Source organism: Sphingomonas sp. Root241 (assembly GCF_001428865.1).
GTDB lineage: Bacteria > Pseudomonadota > Alphaproteobacteria > Sphingomonadales > Sphingomonadaceae > Sphingomonas.
Genome location: NZ_LMIV01000002.1, coordinates 175,822 through 193,427 on the forward strand (window position 1 = coordinate 175,822; position 17,606 = coordinate 193,427).

Sequence of the window (17,606 nt, forward strand, 5' to 3'; positions counted from 1 at the left end):
AGAGGGTCGCGCAGCATCGGCGTAGCCCGGCTTTGCCGGGACGAAGCCATCTGCGGCTTGCCGATTCGCGCTCGCCGGGCAAAGGGGAATGCATGCGTACTTCGTCCACCGTCGATACCGGCGGGCTCGCTCTCGGCGTCGGCGCCTACACGCTCTGGGGTGTCCTCCCGCTCTACATCCATCTGCTCAAGGGCGTGCCGGCGCTGCAGGTGCTCGCGCATCGCGTCCTCTGGTCGCTGGTGCTGCTCGCGGTGATCATCGTGATCTTCCGGCGCGCCCGGCCGATATTCGCCGCGGCGCGCGGGCGAACCTTGCTGCTGCTCCTCGGCAGCGCCCTGCTGATCGCGATCAACTGGATCGTCTATATCTGGGCGGTCCAGAACGATCATGTGCTCGAGGCCAGCCTCGGCTATTTCATCAACCCGCTGATCAATGTCGCGCTCGGGTTCGCCTTTCTGGGCGAACGGCTGCGACGGACTCAGGGCGTGGCGATCGCGATCGCCGCGGTCGGGGTGGCGGTGCTCGCTATCAACGGCGGCGGAGCGTTGTGGATCTCGCTCACGCTGGCGATCAGCTTCGGCCTCTACGGGCTGCTTCGGAAAGTCGCGGCGATCGACGCGCTCGGCGGCCTCACTGTCGAGACATTGCTGCTCGCGCCGTTCAGCCTCGCTTTGCTGGTCCATGCAAGTCAGGCGGGCACCGGCGCATTCGGCCAGACGACGCATCTCGATCTGTTGCTGATCCTTGCCGGCGCGGTGACTGCGGCGCCACTGCTGATGTTCGCCGCCGCCGCCCGCCGCATGCCGCTCGCGACATTGGGGCTGCTCCAATATATCGCGCCCTCGCTCCAGTTCGCCGAGGCAGTGTTGCTGTTCGGCGAGCCGGTGCGCACCGTCCATATCGCCACCTTCGCGCTGATCTGGACGGGCTGCGCGCTCTACGCATTCGACAGCATCCGCGCGTCCCGGGCTTCGGCGGCGGCGACCTTATCGGAGTAATATTCAACCATCTGGTTGACTAAATCGGCACCAGTCCTATGTTCAACTATATGGTTGAACAACGACTCGATACGACGTTCCACGCTCTGGCCGATCCCACCCGGCGGGGCATGCTCGCCACACTAGCGCTCGGCGAGAAGTCGATCGGCGAACTGGCTGAGCCCTTTTCGATGAGCTTCGCCGGCGCGGCCAAGCACGTGAAGGTGCTCGAAGGCGCCGGGCTCGTCGCGCGCCGCAAGGTCGGCCGCAACCAGCTCTGCCGCCTCAACGCCGGGCCCTTGGCCGAGGCGGACAAATGGCTCCGCCAATGGGAGCAGTTCTGGACGCTGCGCCTCGATCGGCTCGAGGCACTGATCGCCGAAGACCAGCAGAAAGATATCGGAGGACGCGAATGACCAAAGCGACCCCTTTCCTCATGTTCCAGCACGGCAAGGCGCAAGCGGCACTCGATTTCTATGTCGAAACCATTCCCGGTAGCCGCATCGTCTCGATCGAGCGCTTCGGGGCCGAAGGTCCGGGTCCTGAAGGCACGGTGCTGCGGGCGCATGTCGAGATCGCCGACCAACCGGTCATGGTGCATGACAGCTTCATCACCCACGGCTTCGATTTCACGCCGTCCTGGTCCTTCTTCCTGGATTGCGCCGACGAGGCGGAGACCGACCGGCTGTTCGCGGCGCTCAGTGCCGGCGGCGGAGTACTGATGCCGCTCGACAATTACGGCTGGAGCCGTCGCTTCGGCTGGGTGTCCGACAAGTTCGGCGTGTCGTGGCAGATCAACCTCCAGTGAGCGCGCCGCTTGTCCTCACGGTGACACGCGACTTCGCCGCACCGGCGGAGCGCGTGTTCGATGCCTGGCTCGATCCCGCCGATGCCGCGCGTTTCCTGTTCGCCACGCCCGACGGCGAGATGATCCGCTGCGAGATCGATCCGCGCGTCGGCGGCGGCTTCACGCTCACCGAGCGCCGTCCCGACGGCGATGCCGAGCATCGCGGCCGCTATCTCGAAATCGATCGCCCGCGCCGCCTCGTCTTCCTGTTCGCCGCCGATCCCGCGGAGGAAGGCGAATGGACCCGCGTCTCGATCCACATCACCGATGCGGCCGATGGCTGCACGCTTACCCTTACCCACGAAATCGACCCGCAATGGGCGGCCTATGAGGCGCAGACCCGCAAGGGCTGGACGATGATCCTCGAAAGCCTGGCCCGCATATTGGAGAGTTGAAATGGCTGACACGATCACTGCAGAAACGTTGCGCTTCGAGCGCGATCTCGCCGCGCCGGTCGAGACCGTCTGGCAATATCTGGTCGATCCCGAACTGCGCGCGCGCTGGTTCATGGGCGGGCCGACCGAGCTGCATGAAGGCGGCGCGCTCGGCATGACGATGCGGCACGGCAACCTTGCCGACGAGCCCGATCCAATGCCCGAACGCTATGCGCCCTATGACGGCAAGGCGTGGAGCGAGACGATCACCAAGCTCGAACCACCCCGGCTGATCGCCTTCACCTGGTCGGGCGGCGAGGCCGGCGAAGTGACGATCGAGCTGGATCGCATCGGCAATGACCGCACCCGCCTGACGCTGACTCATGCCGGTCTGCGCGGCGCCGACGATGCGCGCAATTTCGGCGGCGGCTGGGGCTCGCACCTCGCCGTGCTCGAGCAACGGCTGGAGGGCAAGCACATCGCCAGCTTCTGGGCACTGCACGCCCAGGCCGAGGCCGCCGCGGCCAGGGCGCTGGGGCTGCCGGCTTAAGGAATCTCAAACAGGCCGGCGGCGCCCATGCCGCCGGCCGTGCACATCGACACGACGACATAGCGCACGCCGCGCTTGCGGCCCTCGATCAGCGCGTGGCCTACCAGCCGCGATCCTGTCATTCCGAACGGGTGTCCGATTGCGATCGCGCCGCCATTGACGTTGAGCTTGTCGGGATCGATGCCGAGCGTGTCGCGGCAATAGAGGCATTGGCTGGCGAACGCCTCGTTTATCTCCCACAGCCCGATATCCTCGATCGCTAGCCCCGCACGCGCGAGCAATTTGGGCACCGCGAAGACCGGGCCGATTCCCATCTCGTCGGGCTCGCAGCCGGCCACCTGGAAGCCGCGATAGATGCCGAGGACCTCTCTGCCCTCCGCCTCGGCGGTCTTGCGGTCCATCAGGATCTGCGCGGCGGCGCCGTCGGAGAGCTGGCTGGCATTGCCGGCGGTGACGTTGCGACCTTCCGGCACGAACTCGCCGTCTTTCCACACCGTCCTGAGCCCCGCCAGGGCTTCGGCTGTGGTGCCCGGGCGGATGCCCTCGTCCTGCGTCACCGTGACCGTCTCGCTGCCGGTGCGGTTGCCTTCCTTGTCGTACAGTGCCTTCTCGACAGTGATCGGCACGATCTCCTCGGCGAACACGCCGTTTTCGAGCCCCGCCATAGCGCGCTGCTGGCTCATCGCCGCGAATTCGTCCTGCGCCGCGCGGCTGATCCCGTAGCGCTCGGCGACGATCTCCGCGGTCTCGATCATCGGGATGTACGCCGCGGGCACGTGCTCGATCACCGAGCGGTTTACTACGCGCGGCGCGTTCTTCATCGTCAGGCTGATCGATTCCATCCCACCCGCGAGTGCGACGTCGATCTCGTCGGTCATGATCGAGCGTGCGGCGAGTGCGATCGCAGTCAGGCCCGAGCCGCATTTGCGATCGAGGCTGAACGCCGGGACGCTGTGCGGAATCCCCGCCGCGAACAGAGCGAGCCGCGCCATGTTGCCGCCCTGCGTCCCCCATTGATTGCCCATGCCATAAAAGACGTCGTCGATCCGCGCTGGGTCGATCCCGGCGCGCGCCACTGCCGCGTTCATCACATGCGCGGCGAGAACCGGCGCTTCGGTATCGTTGAAATAGCCGCGCCCGGCCTTGCCGACACCGGTACGCGCAGTAGAAACAATGGCGGCCTCTCGCATGCTCGGGACTCGCTTTTCGAGTTTCGGGTATGCTCCCGGTCTAAGGCTGCGGCGTTCGATTGCAAGACTCAGTCGGTAAAGGCCGGCGCGCGTTTCTGCATGTTGGCCATCACTGCCTCGATCTGGTTCGGCGAACGCAGCAAAGCGGCTTGCTCGCGGCTTTCTGCGAGCAGCACGGCGCCGGCATCGCCTTCGAGGTTCGACAGGCGCTTCGCCGCGCGCACCGCGTCTGGGTTGCGCCCGGCAATCGCGTGCGCGAGCGCCATCGCCGCGGCATGCGGATCGGCGGCGATCCGCGTCACGAAGCCCAGCGCCAGCGCCTCCCCGGCGCCGAACTCGCGGGCGGTGTAGATCAGTTCGCGCAGCGCATCGTCGCGAACATTGCCGCGCCACAATGCATAGCCCGCCATGTCGGGGACGATCCCCCATTTCATCTCCATTGCGGAAAGCCGGGCATCGGGCGTTGCGATGCGGATGTCGGCGCCGCTGGCGATTTGCAGGCCGCCGCCGAATGCGACGCCGTGGATCGCGGCGATCACGGGCACGGGCAATGTCCGCCATCCCCAGGCGACTTGCTGGAAATCATTGGCGAGGCCGTGCGTCCGCGCCGCGAGGTCCACGCCCGATCCGGCGCTCGCCATGCTCGCCATGTCGAGCCCCGCGCAGAAGCCGCGCCCTTCGCCCGACAGCACCACCGCGCGCAGCCCGGACGTGGTTTCGAGCTGCGCGATCGCGTCGATCAGGGCGGCAAACATCGCCGGATCGAGCGCATTGAGCTTGTCCGGCCGCGTCAGCCGCACGTCGGCGACATTGTCCTCGATTGCGATGCTGACGCGCTGTTCGGCCATTTCCTGTCCTCTCTTGTGCCGCCACGCTACGCCAATCGGGGGCGCGGGTCAGCCCGCCGTGAGCCGATATCCGCGCCCCTTGTCGGTCCTCAGCATCGGTACCGCGAAACCGCGGTCGATCTTGGCGCGCAGCCGCGAGACATGGACTTCGACGACATTGGTACCCGGATCGAACCGTAATCCCCAGACCGAAGCGAGCAGTTCCTCGCGTCCCACGCAGCGGTCCGCCCATCGGGCCAGATGCAGCAGCAGCGCATATTCGCGCGGGAGCAATGCGATCGTCCGTCCGTCGCGCTCCACGCGCCGATCAACCGGATCGATCCGCAAGCCGCCCAGCGCGATCCGCGGCGGCTGGCAGCGCAGTCGCGCCGCGAGCCGCGCGGCGATTTCGCCGGCGCAGACCGGCAGCGCCACGGCATCGTCCGCTCCCGCATCGAGCGCGCCCTCGACGCTCGCGCCGCACCCGCGGGCGAGCACCAGCATCAAGGGGCGGCGCCAGCCCTGCGCGCGCACCATCGAGACGCAGGCGGCGGGATCGCGGCCGTCGAACCCGATGATCGCCGCCTGCGCGCCGCTATCCCCCAAAGCCGCCGGTGCGATCGGCACCAGATCGAACCCGCGCGCGCCCGCCGCCCGATGGAGCTCGGGTATGTCGAGCGCGCAGGCAACGATTCCGGCCACGGCAGCAGCCTAGCGCGCATTCCGGCCATATCGGACTGAAGCATCTCCGTTACGGACCATCTCGCGCCGCCAGCCGCAGCCGCGCGTGGCCGGCGACATAGCGGCTGGCGGCGGATGCTGCCGTCTCGAGGAGCGCGTCCGCCTGGCTCGATTTCGCCGAGGCCAAAGCGTCGAGCGCGGTCATGCGCATGCGGTCGCACGGATGATGCCGGGCGAATTCCGCCGCCAGATCCTCGCCGTTGCCGAGGCGCACCGCGACGGCCAGCAGTGCTTCGGCGCTGGTGCAGGTCAGCCCTTCCGCGATCACGCCGCGGGTGATGTCGAAGCGATATTGATCGAGCCAGGGCTGGGCGGGATCGGCGCCGAGGATGTTGAGCGAGACCGAGAAGCTGTCGGGCGGCAACTGGACGTGGATGTCGCGCCGCATCCGATAGAGCATCAATTTGCCCGGTTCGAGCCGCGAGCGCTCGACGAAACGCAGGCGCGCATCTTCGCCGGGTACGCCCGCCAGCGCCGCCACGTCATATTCGAAATAGTCGCTCCAATAGCCCGGGCCGAGATAGCCATAGGTCAGGAACGGGAAATTATGATCGTGTGGCAGATCGTAGAAGAAGGCGCCCGGGCCGCTCGCGCGCACTACCGGATCGGTGCGCGCGGGCCAGAAATTGGCGCGCAGCACAGTGCGGCCATTGGGCGGACGCAGCAGGAAGACCTGCGCGCCATAGCCGTTGCCGCGATGCTGCGTCTCACACCGTCCCTTGAGCTCGTCGATCGCCAGCTCGGCGAGGAAATCGGGGTTGCGGCCGAGCCGCGCGAGCAGCGGGCCGAGCGCGGCGAATTCCTCTTCGTCGCGCGCATCGAACGGCGTGGAATCGAGTGCCTCGACCAGTTCGTCGAGCCCGATAGCCGCCCCCGCGCCCGGTTCGATCAGGCGGGGCATCGCGCCGCCGCCAGCCGCTGCTCGACAATCGGCAGCATGCGCGCCGCCGCGGTCCGCACTTCGGCATGGGGATCGGCGCATGCCATCTCTGCAAGTCGCGCCGCCGCCGCCGCCGCATCCAGCGCCAGCCATTCGCGCATCGCCGCCCAGCGCAGATGAAATCCGGGCGCATGCGTCGCGTCCTCGAAGCACGCGCCGGCATCCGCGCGCCCGGCGACGCGAAGGAAGCGCAGCAGCATCTCGGTGCGCGAGGGTCGATCGTCGGCATCGGCGATGCGAAGCAACGCGCCGCTGTCGATGTCATATTCGCGCATCAGCGGCGCCGCGCCGGCGCGGATCGTCGCGACCAGCGTCACGACATCGCTTTCGGCATCGCAGATCAACTGCGCCCGGCTGCGGCCGTCCGTGCGGCGGACCAGGCCGTCCTGCAGCCGCACCGGTGCCAAGGATGTGCACGGCGCCGCATCGGCCGCTGCGAATTGCGGCCCTATCGGCTCGGCACGCCAGCGCCGCAGCCGCGCGCCGCCCGCGCGGATCGTGCGCGTGACCGCCATCCTTCCGGTGAAGACGATCGTCCGTGGCGGCGGCAGCCTGGCCATCGCCGATGCGCTGGTGATGCTCGCGGCGATCGATGCCGCCGGACAGTCGAACAAGACGGCACCGGTACGCAGCGCGTCGCGATGCGCCTTGAGCGGTGGTTCGAAAAGCGGATTCGCTGCCAGCGCCTCGATCAAGCGGGCGATCAGCGTTGCTGCCAAATCGGGATCGTCCAGCAGTTGCTCGGCCCGGTCCGCCGCCCGCTCCGGCAAATCCGTGCAATCGGCGAAGGCAGTCGTCGCAGCCCGAAAGGCGGCGCCTTCACGGCACTTCCGGATCGCGGCACCCGCCTCGGCCCGCGCCGCGACGATCGCCGCGCGAGTCGCCTCGGACACGTGCATCGCGCTCAGCCCGGCGCCATCTCGTAGATCAGCACCGCGATCCCCACGAGCATTTCGAACAGATCGTCGACGCTGGCGATCTCGCCGGCACGCACCGCGCCGTGCACTGCCACCTGCGTTCCCAGCTCGACGATATCGCCCAGATCGATCCGCACCATCTGCATCTCCCCCTTGAGAACGCCTCAGGCTAGATCGGCAGAAAGCACTGGCGCACGTTACAAGCGTGTAATGTCGCCACCGGCCATGGTTTGCGCCGGCCGATTCGCCGCGCTAGGGGCGACGGATGACCGACAGCGAGACGCCACGGGCGCGCGCCTTCGATCCCAAGCTCTTGTTCGGCGGCCGTTTCGGCGGGCACGGCGGGCGGCTGGGGCTCGTCTATCACGACCACGGCGACGACTGGTCCGAGCTCGCGCTCCCATACCATGCCGATCTGATCGGTGACGAGGCCTCGGGAGTCATCGCCTCGGGGCCGATCCTCGCGCTGATGGATATGGCGACCAGCATCGGCGTCTGGCTGAAGCTCGATGCGTTCAAGGCGCACGCCACGCTCGATCTGCGCATCGATTATCTGCGGCCGGCGCGGCCCGGCCACACGGTGATCGGCCGCGGCGAATGCTATCGGATCACGCGCTCGATCGCGTTCGTCCGCGGCCAGGCGCATGACGGCGACCCGAGCGATCCGCTCGCGCACGTCGCCGGCACCTTCATGGCGGTGGAGGGCTATTGGTGATCCCCTATGCCGAACTTCTGGGGCTCAGCGTCGAGCCCGGCGAAACCGCGCCGACCTATGTCATGCCCTTCGTCGTCGATGTGATCGGCCGTCCGGGCTTCCTCCACGGCGGCGCGATCGGCGGTCTGCTCGAAATGGCGGCGGTCGGCGCGCTCAAACAGGCGCTCGCGGCGGAGGGCGGCGGGCGGATCAAGCCGATCAATCTCACTGTCGATTATATGCGCGGCGGCCGCGACAAGCCGACCCGCGCGCGGGGCACCGTCACCCGGCTCGGCACCCGCGTCGCCAATGTCGAAGCAGTGGCGTGGCAGGACGAGCCCGACCGCCCGATCGCCGCGGCGCGGATGAACTATCTGATCGTGCGCTGACCGATCAGTTCGCCGTCAGCTTGAGCAGCCGGCCCTGCGAGCCGTCGCTGCCGTCCTCCAGCAGCCAGATCGCGCCGTCAGGGCCTTGCTCGACTTCGCGGATGCGCGCGCCCATCGGCCATTGATCGCCCTTCTTCGCGTTGGTGCCGTTCACGTCGACGCGCACCAGCGACTGGCTCGACAGCCCGCCAATGAACAAGTCGCCCTTCCACTGCGGGAACATCGCGCCCGAATAGACGATGAGACCGCCCGGGCTGATCACCGGGTTCCACCAGACCTTGGGCGCCTCGAAGCCGTCGCCGGGCGCATGATCGGGGATGTCGCGGCCGTCATAATGGTCGCCGTTCGACACCTTGGGGTAGCCATAGTTCTTCCCCGGCAGGATCAGATTGGCTTCGTCGCCCCCCTTGGGCCCCATCTCCTGCTCCCAGAGATTGCCCTTGGCGTCGAAGGCGATGCCGAGCAAATTGCGGTGGCCGTACGACCACACCGCGGGATGGAAGCCCTGCGCCGCCAGCGGGTTGCCCGGAGCCGGCCTGCCGTCGAGCGTGAGCCGAAGCACCTTGCCGAGCGTCGCCTTGGGATCCTGCGCAGGATCGAACTTCTGGCGCTCGCCATTGGTGAAGAACAGGTACTTGCCGTCCGGCGAGAAGGCGATGCGGCCCGAATAATGGCCGTTGCCCGAAACGAACGGGGTAGCGCGGAACAGCTCGGTTACTGCGGTCAATTCCGGCTCCCGTTCTCTCCAACAAACATTGTTTGTCGAACAGACGTCATCGCTATCAGACAGCTGGCCGCGTGCCAGCACCACGCCTTTCCCGCCTTCGCCCGCGGTTGAATAGCTCAAATAGACATGCCGGCTCTTGGCGAAGTCCGGCGCGAGGACGACATCCATCAGTCCGCCCTGTCCCGCCGCATCGACCGGCAAGATCGCAACCGTGTGCTTCTGCTTGCCGTCGGGCGAAACGAGCAGCAGCGTCCCCGCTTTCTCGGTGATCAGCATCGATCCGTCGGGGAGGAATGTCATTGCCCAGGGCGCGTCGAAATCGGCGACCGGCGTCACCTTGAACGGAAACGCCGTCGCCGTGGGCGTGCCGTCCTGCGCCACTGCGCCGGTCGGGGAATTGCACGCGGCGAGCAGCGCCACCGAAAGGAGCATGCGGAGCCTGGGCATGGTTTCACCTTGATGCTGATCGAACACGCAACGTTCATCCCCCGCTTGCGCTCCGCCGTCCAGATGCGGCGGACGCTCATTCCACCTGCGTATCAATAAATTGCGTAAAATCACCACCTTGCGCAATTTTGTGTCCAAAGACATGGTCGCCGGACTGATTCGGGGGGTCCATGTTCGGACGCTATCTTTGCGGGGTCATTGCGTGCGTGCTGCTGCCGGGGACGTTCGCGTCGGCCCAGCCGGCCGCGCCTTCGGCCCGCGCCTATTTCGCGCAGCCTGCGATCGAGGACGCGGCGCTCTCGCCCGACGGGCGGCTCGTGGCGGCGCGTACGCTGGTCGCCGGCCGGCCGAGGCTCGCAATCTTCGACATGTCGGGTGCCGCGCCTTCGGTGCGCCCGATCGCCCTGCCCGAGCGCGAGCGGCTCGAATGGCATCGCTGGCTGGGGCCCGACCGGCTGCTCGTCAGCCTGCTCCTCGAAGGCGGAGCCCCCGCGAAGCGACTCGTCCGAGTCGACATCGCGACCGGCAGGCTCACCCAGCTCGGCCCGGCGAGAACCGCCGAATCGGGTGACGAGATCCTCCACGTCTCTCCGAATGGCGGTTTCCTGCTGCTCAGCGCGGCGGTTCCGGGGCGTCCCACGCCCGGCGTGTACCGCATCGACCTCACCACCGGCGCCGCAACGCTCGCCGTCGCGCCGCAGGATCATGTCTGGGACTGGTACGCCGATTCGGCGGGCGTGATCCGGGCGGGCATGGCGCAGGACGGCAAGCGCTCCTGGATGCTGTATCGCAAAAGTGAGCATGATCGTTTCAGCCGCTCGGCGCGCGGCGCGGGCGCCGCGGGTTCCGGGATCGACCGTTTCGTGCCCATCCGCGGCACCGATCGCGGCTATGCGCTGGCGCAGACGCCCGAGGGGCGAGTCGGCCTCTACAGCTATGATTTCGCCGCGGGGAAGCTGGGCGCATTGCTTTACGAGGACACGCGCGTCGATCTCGACGGTTTCCAGACCGATCCAAACGGGCGCCTGCTCGGCGTCGACACTTCGGCCGATCGCCCGGAGACGCGCTGGTTCGAGCCGTTCATGGCGGCGCGGCAGGCGCAGATCGATGCCGCGCTCCCCGGCCGCGCCAATCGCGTGATTGCGACGACTGCCGACCGCAGCCGCTCCCTGGTGTTCAGCGAATCGGCCGGCGATCCCGGTGCCTTCTATGTCTTTGGCGAGGGCCGGGCGACTCTGGTCGCGGCGGTCAGTCCCGGGCTCGCCGGCAAGCCCGCGAGGATGGAGACGGTGCGTTACCGCGCACGCGACGGTCTCGAGATCAGCGGATATCTCACGCTTCCGGCCGGCCGCGCCGCGCACGGCCTGCCGCTGATCGTCATGCCGCATGGCGGGCCGTTCGCGCGCGACAGCTGGGGCTATGATCCGTGGGTCCAGTATCTCGCCGATCGCGGCTATGCCGTGTTCCAGCCCAATTATCGCGGCTCGACCGGCTTCGGCCGCGGCTTCGTCGCCAAGGGCGACGGCGAATGGGGCCGGGGGATGCAGGCCGATATTGACGACGGCGTCGACTGGCTGGCGGGCAAGGGTGTCGCCGATCCCGGCCGCGTCTGCATCATGGGCGCTTCCTATGGCGGTTATGCGGCGATGTGGGCGGCGGCGCGAAGCGATTCGCGCTATCGCTGCGCAGTGAGTTTCGCCGGCATCTCCGATGTCGGTGCCCAGCTCGCCTATGACCGCAAGACCTTCAACGAGCGCGACTATCGCAACTGGAAGCGCCGCATCCAGGGCGATGCGCCGTCGCTCGACGCGCTCTCGCCGATCGCCCGCGTAGCGACATTGCGCATGCCGATCCTGATCGCGCACGGCACCGCGGACGAGACCGTCCCGCCCGACCAGTCGATCCGCCTTCACGACGCACTCACCCGGCTAGGGCGCGCGCATGACTATGTCGCTTATCCGGGCCAGGGGCACACGCTGGAAGGGCCGGTCGACAATGCCGACTTCCTCGAACGGGTCGGCAAGTTCCTCGAAACGCACAACCCCGCCTAGTCCCACTTGCCTGCCGGGCGGCGAGCGCGTATATCGCTCGTGCTTTCTCGACATCGTCAAACATGCCGAGGTCGGGGCCCGCAGGGCTCCGGCGCTGAAGCTGCTTATCTGATTGCCCGGAGATCCAATGGCGGACATCGCCGCACTGACCAGCCTGATCGAACCCGAAGCCAAGGCACTCGGGCTGGAACTCGTGCGCGTGAAGATGTTCGGCGGCCAGTCGGATCCGACGCTGCAGGTGATGGCCGAGCGCCCCGATACGCGCCAGCTGACGATCGAGGATTGCGCCGATCTCTCGCGCCGCATCTCGGATCGGCTGGACGAGCTCGAGGCGGCCGGCCGCGATCCGATCGAGCATGCCTATCGGCTCGAAGTCAGCTCGCCCGGAATCGATCGCCCGCTGACGCGCTTCCAGGATTTCGAGGACTGGAAGGGGCATGAGGCCCGGATCAATCTCGTCGAGCCGACCGAGGATGGCCGCAAGCAGCTGACCGGAATGCTGCTCGGCGCCGAGGCCGACCAGGTCAGCGTGGACGTCCATAAATACAAGCAGGTCACCGTGCCGTTCGCCAAGGTCGCGGACGCCAAATTGCTGATGACCGACGCACTCATCGCCGCAACCGCGCCCCTCTCTGCAGAGGGCGCAGAAGAATTCGAAGCAGAGGAACAAGACTGATGGCCACTGCCATTACCGCCAACCGGGCCGAGCTGATTGCGATCGCCGATTCGGTGGCCAAGGAAAAGCTGATCGACAAGGCGATCGTCATCGAGGCGATGGAAGACGCGATCCAGCGCGCCGCCAAGAATCGCTACGGCAGCGAGAACGACATCCGCGCCAAGCTCGATCCGGTCACCGGCGATCTGCGCTTGTGGCGCGTCGTCGAAGTGGTCGAGGCGGTCGACGATTATTTCAAGCAGGTCGACCTTAAGGGCGCGCAGAAGCTCCAGAAGGACGCCAAGATCGGCGATTTCATCGTCGATCCGCTGCCTCCGATCGAATTCGGCCGCATCCAGGCGCAGGCTTCGAAGCAGATCATCTTCCAGAAGGTCCGCGACGCCGAGCGTGAGCGCCAGTTCGAGGAATTCAAGGACCGCATGGGTGAGATCATCACCGGCGTGGTCAAGCGCGTCGAGTTCGGCCATGTCGTCGTCGATCTCGGCCGCGCCGAGGGCGTGATCCGCCGCGACGCGCAGATCCCGCGCGAAGTCGTCCGCGTCGGCGATCGCGTCCGTTCGCTGATCCTCAACGTCCGCCGCGAGAACCGGGGCCCGCAGATCTTCCTCAGCCGCGCGCATCCCGACTTCATGAAGAAGCTGTTCGCGCAGGAAGTCCCCGAGATCTACGACGGCATCATCGAGATCAAGGCCGCAGCCCGCGATCCGGGCAGCCGCGCCAAGATCGGCGTGATCTCGCATGACTCGTCGATCGACCCCGTCGGCGCCTGCGTCGGCATGAAGGGCAGCCGCGTGCAGGCGGTGGTGCAGGAGATGCAGGGCGAGAAGATCGACATCATCCCCTGGTCGCCCGACACCGCGACCTTCGTGGTCAACGCGCTCCAGCCGGCCAATGTCAGCCGCGTGGTGATCGACGAAGAGGATGACCGCATCGAAGTCGTCGTCCCCGACGATCAGCTCAGCCTCGCGATCGGCCGCCGCGGCCAGAATGTCCGGCTGGCGTCGCAGCTCACCAACAAGGCGATCGACATCCTCACCGAGGCCGATGCCAGCGAGAAGCGACAGAAGGAGTTCGTCCAGAACAGCGAGCTGTTCCAGAACGAGCTCGACGTCGACGAGACGCTCGCCCAGCTGCTGGTCGCCGAAGGTTTCGGCAGCCTCGAAGAGGTCGCCTATGTCGAGCTCGGCGAAATCGCTTCGATCGAAGGTTTCGACGAGGAGCTTGGCCAGGAGCTGCAGAGCCGCGCGCAGGAAGCGCTCGAGCGCCGCGAGGAAGCCAATCGCCAGCTGCGCCGCGAGCTCGGCGTCGAGGACGATCTGGCGACCATGCCCTATCTGACCGAGGCGATGCTGGTCACGCTGGGCAGAGCGGGCATCAAGACGCTCGACGACCTCGCCGATCTCGCCACCGACGAGCTGGTCCAGAAGAAGCGCCAGGAGCCCCGCCGCCGCGCCGAGAACGCCAAGTCGTCGGAACGCGCCGAGGACAAGGGCGGGATTCTCGCCGAGTATGGCCTCAGCGACGAGCAGGGCAACGAGATCATCATGGCAGCCCGCGCGCATTGGTTCGCGGACGAAGAGCCGGCTCCGGCCGGTGCGGAGGACGCTGTTGCGGACTCCGAGCAATGATACCCCGGGGCTAATCGACAGCCTCCGCCACCCCGGCCTCGTGCCGGGGTCCACCGTGCAGCCGAACGATGGCGGCGCGAAGGTGCGGCCGTGTGCCGCGGATTCGCAGGCGCCTTCGCTGGTGGCCCGGTGGATGCCGGAACGAGTCCGGCATGACGAAGAAGGGAGGGCGCGCGCATGAGCGATCCCACCCGCACCTGCATCCTCAGCCGTGAGGAATCGCCGCGCGAGGGGCTGGTGCGTCTCGCGCTCTCGCCCGAGGGCGACGTGCTTCCCGATATCCGCGCCAAGGCTCCCGGCCGTGGTGCGTGGATCGGGGTCGCGCGTGCCGAGCTCGAGACTGCATTGGCCAAGGGCAAGCTGCGTGGCGCGCTGTCGCGTGCGTTCAAGACGCAGGACATCCGCATTCCCGAAGATCTCGGCGAACGGATCGAGACGCAGCTTCAGCGTAACCTGCTCGACCGGCTCGGCCTCGAAGCCAAGGCCGGCCATGTCACGATCGGCGGCGAGCGGCTCGACAAGGCGGCGCGCTCGGGCAAGCTGCACCTGCTCCTCCACGCATCCGATGCGGGCGAGGACGGCGCGGGCAAGCTCGCCCAGGCATGGCGCGTCGGATCGGATATGGAAGGAAGCGGGCGCAAGGGGTTAACATTGCCGATCCCGCGCACCATATTGTCCTTGGCGCTGGGCCGCGAAAATGTGGTACATGCCGGCCTTATCGACGCCAAAGCGGCCAAGCGGGTGAGCGAAGCGCTCGACCGGTGGCTGCACTTTATCGGACCCGACCCCACGCCTCGCCCTTGCGAAACAGGCTCGCAGGGCGCATCGGCGTTCCCGCCGAGCGGGTCGCAGAACACGACGAACTCGACTGAAGGACTTTGAGCAGCCGCATGAGCGATACCGAAAACGAAAAGCCGAAACTGGGCATGCGACAGCCGCTGGGGCTCAAGCGCACGGTCGAGACGGGCAAGGTGAAGCAGAGCTTCAGCCATGGCCGCTCGAACACCGTGGTGGTCGAGGTCAAACGCCGCCGCGTCCTCGGTCCGCAGGGCGCGCCGCAGGAAGAGCAGACGCCGGCGCCCGAGCCCGTTGCCGCGGCCCCTGCGCCCCAGGCACCGCCGCCGCCCCCCGCACCGCGTCCGCCGGTCTCGAACGAAACCGCGCAGGAGCGTCAGGCCCGCCTGCTGCGCGAGGCCGACGAACAGCGCATGAACGCGCTCGAGGAAGCGCGTCGCCGTCAGGAGCGCGAGCGTGTCGAGGCCGCCGAGGCCGAAGCTCGCCGCATCGAGGAACGCGCGCGCGCCGAAGTCGAAGCCGCCAATGCGCCCAAGGTCGAGGCTGAAGCTGCCGCCCCGGCTCCCGAGCCCGCACCTGCGGCCGAGCCCGCGGCGCCTGCTCCGACGCCCACCCCGGCACCCGCGCCTGCGCCGCAGCCGGTCGGGATCCAGCTCGATCCGAGCCGGCCCGCGCCGCGCCGCTTCACGCCGGTGCAGCGTCCCGAAATCCCCCGCCCGCAGCCCAAGCTCGAGCCGGCGCCGCAGGAGCGGCCGGCAGCCGCTGCCGCCGCGCCCGCCGCTTCGGCAGGCTCGGCCGCGCCGCGCACCGCGCCTTCGGGCGGCGGTCTCGCACCGCGGCGTCCGGCCGAGCCGGCGCGTCCGCAGCAGCGCGACCGCAAGGCAGACGATCGCCGCCAGTCGGGCAAGCTCACCGTCAATCGTGCGCTCGGCGACAATGACGGCGCCCGCGCCCGCTCGCTCGCCGCGCTCAAGCGTGCGCGTGAAAAGGAGCATCGCCGCTCCTATGGCGGTTCGCGCGAGCCGCAGGCCAAGCAGGTCCGCGACGTCGTGGTGCCCGAGGCGATCACCGTCCAGGAGCTCGCCAACCGCATGGCCGAGAAGGGCAGCGACCTCGTGAAGGCGCTGTTCAAGATGGGCATGCCGGTCACGATCACGCAAACGATCGACCAGGACACCGCCGAACTGCTCGTCACCGAGTTCGGCCACAACATCCTGCGCGTCAGCGAGAGCGACATCGACATCGCCCACGACACCAGCGAGGATCCGGAGGACCAGCTCCAGCCGCGTCCGCCGGTGGTCACGATCATGGGTCACGTCGATCACGGCAAGACGTCGCTGCTCGATGCGCTGCGCGGCACCGATGTGGTCAAGGGCGAGGCCGGCGGCATCACCCAGCATATCGGCGCCTACCAGGTCACGCTGAAGGACAAGTCGAAGGTCACGTTCCTCGACACGCCGGGCCACGAGGCATTCAGCGAGATGCGTGCGCGCGGCGCCAACGTCACCGACATCGTCGTGCTGGTGGTGGCCGCGAATGACGGGCTGATGCCGCAGACGATCGAGGCGATCAATCACACCAAGGCGGCCGGCGTGCCGATGATCGTGGCGATCAACAAGGTCGATCTCGACAGCGCCAACCCGCAGCGCGTGCGCGAGCGTCTGCTCGAGCATGAAGTGATGGTCGAGGAGATGGGCGGCGAAGTTCAGGACGTCGAAGTCTCGGCGCTCAAGAAGACCGGGCTCGACCAGCTGATCGAGAAGATCCAGCTCCAGGCCGAACTGCTCGAACTGCGCGCCAACCCGAATCGCGAGGCCGAAGGCACCGTGATCGAGGCCAAGCTCGACAAGGGCCGCGGCCCGGTCGCGACGATCCTCGTCAATCGCGGCACGCTCAAGGTCGGCGACGTGTTCGTCGTCGGCGCCGAGAGCGGCAAGATCCGCGCTTTGGTCGACGACAAGGGCCGTCAGATCAAGGAAGCCGGTCCGGCGATGCCGGTCGAGATCCTCGGTTTGTCGGGCGTGCCGATGGCGGGCGATCCGCTCCAGGTCGTCGAGAACGAGGCGCGCGCCCGCGAAGTCGCGGAATATCGTGCCGGCGTGATCCAGCAGAAGCGGACCACGAATGCCCCCGCGAGCCTCGAGAGCATGTTCTCGGCGCTCAAGGAAAAGCAGGCGATGGAATATCCGCTGGTCGTCAAGGCGGATACCCAGGGTACCGTCGAGGCGATCGTCGCCGCGATCAACAAGATCTCGACCGACGACATCAAGGCGCGCGTGCTCCACGCAGGCGTCGGCGGCATCACCGAGAGCGACGTGACCCTGGCCGGCGCCAGCGGCGCGCCGATCATCGGCTTCAACGTCCGTCCGAACGCCAAGGCACGCGAGATCGCCGATCGGCAGAAGGTCGCGTTCAAATATTACGACGTGATCTACGAGCTGACCGACGAGATCCGCGCCGGCATGGCGGGCCAGCTCGGGCCGGAAGCGTTCGAGACGGTCGTCGGCCGCGCCGAGATCAAGGAAGTGTTCAGCGCGGGCAAGCACGGCAAGGCGGCGGGTCTGCTCGTCACCGAAGGCGCGATCCGCAAGGCGCTCAAGGCGCGCATCACCCGGGAGGATGTCATCATCTACCAGGGCGAGATCGCGTCGCTGCGTCGCTTCAAGGACGATGTCCCCGAAGTGCGCGCGGGCCTCGAATGCGGTGTCACGTTCACGCAGAACTTCACCGACATCAAGGCGGGCGACTATCTCGAAACCTTCGAAGTCGAGATGCGCGAACGCACGCTGTAACAATCTCCCTCTCTCCGCTTGCGGGGAGAGGGCCGGGGAGAGGG

General features: G+C 67.5%; 19 protein-coding genes. 12 read left to right on the forward strand and 7 right to left on the reverse strand.

Going from position 1 to position 17,606, the window contains the following annotated elements:
• Positions 1 to 92: 92 nt before the first annotated feature.
• From rarD to ASE13_RS11465, 5 genes are read left to right on the forward strand one after another with little or no spacing between them, the layout of a single operon-like run.
• Positions 93 to 998, forward strand: coding sequence for an EamA family transporter RarD (rarD, locus tag ASE13_RS11445; protein ID WP_056615636.1), 906 nt, complete (start codon positions 93 to 95; stop codon positions 996 to 998).
• A gap of 50 nt (positions 999 to 1,048) precedes the next feature.
• Entirely contained in the window at positions 1,049 to 1,393 is a 345-nt protein-coding gene (locus ASE13_RS11450; protein ID WP_200955694.1) for an ArsR/SmtB family transcription factor, read from the forward strand.
• A complete protein-coding gene (locus ASE13_RS11455; protein ID WP_056615642.1) occupies positions 1,390 to 1,785 on the forward strand; it encodes a VOC family protein in 396 nt (131 codons plus the stop codon). Before ASE13_RS11450 ends, ASE13_RS11455 begins: the two co-directional genes overlap by 4 nt.
• Complete coding sequence (locus ASE13_RS11460; protein WP_056615645.1) at positions 1,782 to 2,219, forward strand: SRPBCC family protein; 438 nt, start codon at positions 1,782 to 1,784, stop codon at positions 2,217 to 2,219. Before ASE13_RS11455 ends, ASE13_RS11460 begins: the two co-directional genes overlap by 4 nt.
• A 1-nt stretch (position 2,220) precedes the next feature.
• A complete protein-coding gene (locus ASE13_RS11465) occupies positions 2,221 to 2,748 on the forward strand; it encodes an SRPBCC family protein (RefSeq protein WP_056615649.1) in 528 nt (175 codons plus the stop codon).
• Here the strand turns inward: ASE13_RS11465 and ASE13_RS11470 are convergent.
• The 6 genes from ASE13_RS11470 to ASE13_RS19850 form a co-directional block, all read right to left on the reverse strand.
• On the reverse strand, positions 2,745 to 3,938 hold the full coding sequence (locus ASE13_RS11470; protein WP_056615651.1) for an acetyl-CoA C-acyltransferase: 1,194 nt from the start codon (positions 3,936 to 3,938) through the stop codon (positions 2,745 to 2,747). The two genes, ASE13_RS11465 and ASE13_RS11470, sit on opposite strands and share 4 nt — an antisense overlap.
• A 68-nt stretch (positions 3,939 to 4,006) precedes the next feature.
• The gene (locus ASE13_RS11475; RefSeq protein ID WP_056615654.1) at positions 4,007 to 4,786 is read right to left on the reverse strand and encodes a crotonase/enoyl-CoA hydratase family protein; all 780 of its coding nucleotides are present in this window, start codon (positions 4,784 to 4,786) and stop codon (positions 4,007 to 4,009) included.
• Positions 4,787 to 4,834: 48 nt separating this feature from the next.
• Complete coding sequence (locus tag ASE13_RS11480; RefSeq protein WP_056615657.1) at positions 4,835 to 5,467, reverse strand: DNA-binding response regulator; 633 nt, start codon at positions 5,465 to 5,467, stop codon at positions 4,835 to 4,837.
• Positions 5,468 to 5,516: 49 nt separating this feature from the next.
• Complete coding sequence (locus tag ASE13_RS11485; protein ID WP_056615660.1) at positions 5,517 to 6,407, reverse strand: hypothetical protein; 891 nt, start codon at positions 6,405 to 6,407, stop codon at positions 5,517 to 5,519.
• Positions 6,395 to 7,345 (reverse strand): hypothetical protein, encoded by a 951-nt coding sequence (locus tag ASE13_RS11490; RefSeq protein WP_056615663.1) that lies wholly within the window; start codon positions 7,343 to 7,345, stop codon positions 6,395 to 6,397. The genes ASE13_RS11485 and ASE13_RS11490 overlap by 13 nt, the downstream gene beginning before the upstream one ends.
• A gap of 5 nt (positions 7,346 to 7,350) precedes the next feature.
• Entirely contained in the window at positions 7,351 to 7,503 is a 153-nt protein-coding gene (locus ASE13_RS19850) for a hypothetical protein (protein ID WP_156404862.1), read from the reverse strand.
• Between the two features lie 125 nt (positions 7,504 to 7,628).
• On the opposite strand from ASE13_RS19850, the gene ASE13_RS11495 reads away from it, so the two are divergent.
• On the forward strand, positions 7,629 to 8,078 hold the full coding sequence (locus ASE13_RS11495) for a PaaI family thioesterase (protein WP_082596716.1): 450 nt from the start codon (positions 7,629 to 7,631) through the stop codon (positions 8,076 to 8,078).
• Complete coding sequence (locus tag ASE13_RS11500) at positions 8,072 to 8,446, forward strand: PaaI family thioesterase (protein WP_056615666.1); 375 nt, start codon at positions 8,072 to 8,074, stop codon at positions 8,444 to 8,446. The genes ASE13_RS11495 and ASE13_RS11500 overlap by 7 nt, the downstream gene beginning before the upstream one ends.
• Positions 8,447 to 8,450: 4 nt before the next feature.
• On the opposite strand, the gene ASE13_RS11505 is transcribed toward ASE13_RS11500, so the two are convergent.
• Entirely contained in the window at positions 8,451 to 9,620 is a 1,170-nt protein-coding gene (locus ASE13_RS11505) for a PQQ-dependent sugar dehydrogenase (RefSeq protein ID WP_056615669.1), read from the reverse strand.
• Between the two features lie 170 nt (positions 9,621 to 9,790).
• Here ASE13_RS11505 and ASE13_RS11510 point away from each other — a divergent pair, with 170 nt between their 5' ends.
• The 5 genes from ASE13_RS11510 (at position 9,791) to infB (ending at position 17,562) form a co-directional block, all read left to right on the forward strand.
• The gene (locus tag ASE13_RS11510) at positions 9,791 to 11,671 is read left to right on the forward strand and encodes an alpha/beta hydrolase family protein (RefSeq protein WP_082596719.1); all 1,881 of its coding nucleotides are present in this window, start codon (positions 9,791 to 9,793) and stop codon (positions 11,669 to 11,671) included.
• Positions 11,672 to 11,798: 127 nt separating this feature from the next.
• Positions 11,799 to 12,347, forward strand: a complete 549-nt coding sequence (gene rimP, locus ASE13_RS11515) for a ribosome maturation protein RimP (RefSeq protein ID WP_056615675.1) — start codon at positions 11,799 to 11,801, stop codon at positions 12,345 to 12,347.
• Positions 12,347 to 13,975, forward strand: a complete 1,629-nt coding sequence (nusA, locus tag ASE13_RS11520; protein WP_056615678.1) for a transcription termination factor NusA — start codon at positions 12,347 to 12,349, stop codon at positions 13,973 to 13,975. The genes rimP and nusA overlap by 1 nt, the downstream gene beginning before the upstream one ends.
• Before the next feature lie 177 nt (positions 13,976 to 14,152).
• Positions 14,153 to 14,857, forward strand: a complete 705-nt coding sequence (locus ASE13_RS11525; RefSeq protein ID WP_056615681.1) for a DUF448 domain-containing protein — start codon at positions 14,153 to 14,155, stop codon at positions 14,855 to 14,857.
• Between the two features lie 8 nt (positions 14,858 to 14,865).
• Complete coding sequence (gene infB / locus ASE13_RS11530; RefSeq protein ID WP_056615685.1) at positions 14,866 to 17,562, forward strand: translation initiation factor IF-2; 2,697 nt, start codon at positions 14,866 to 14,868, stop codon at positions 17,560 to 17,562.
• Positions 17,563 to 17,606: the final 44 nt, after the last annotated feature.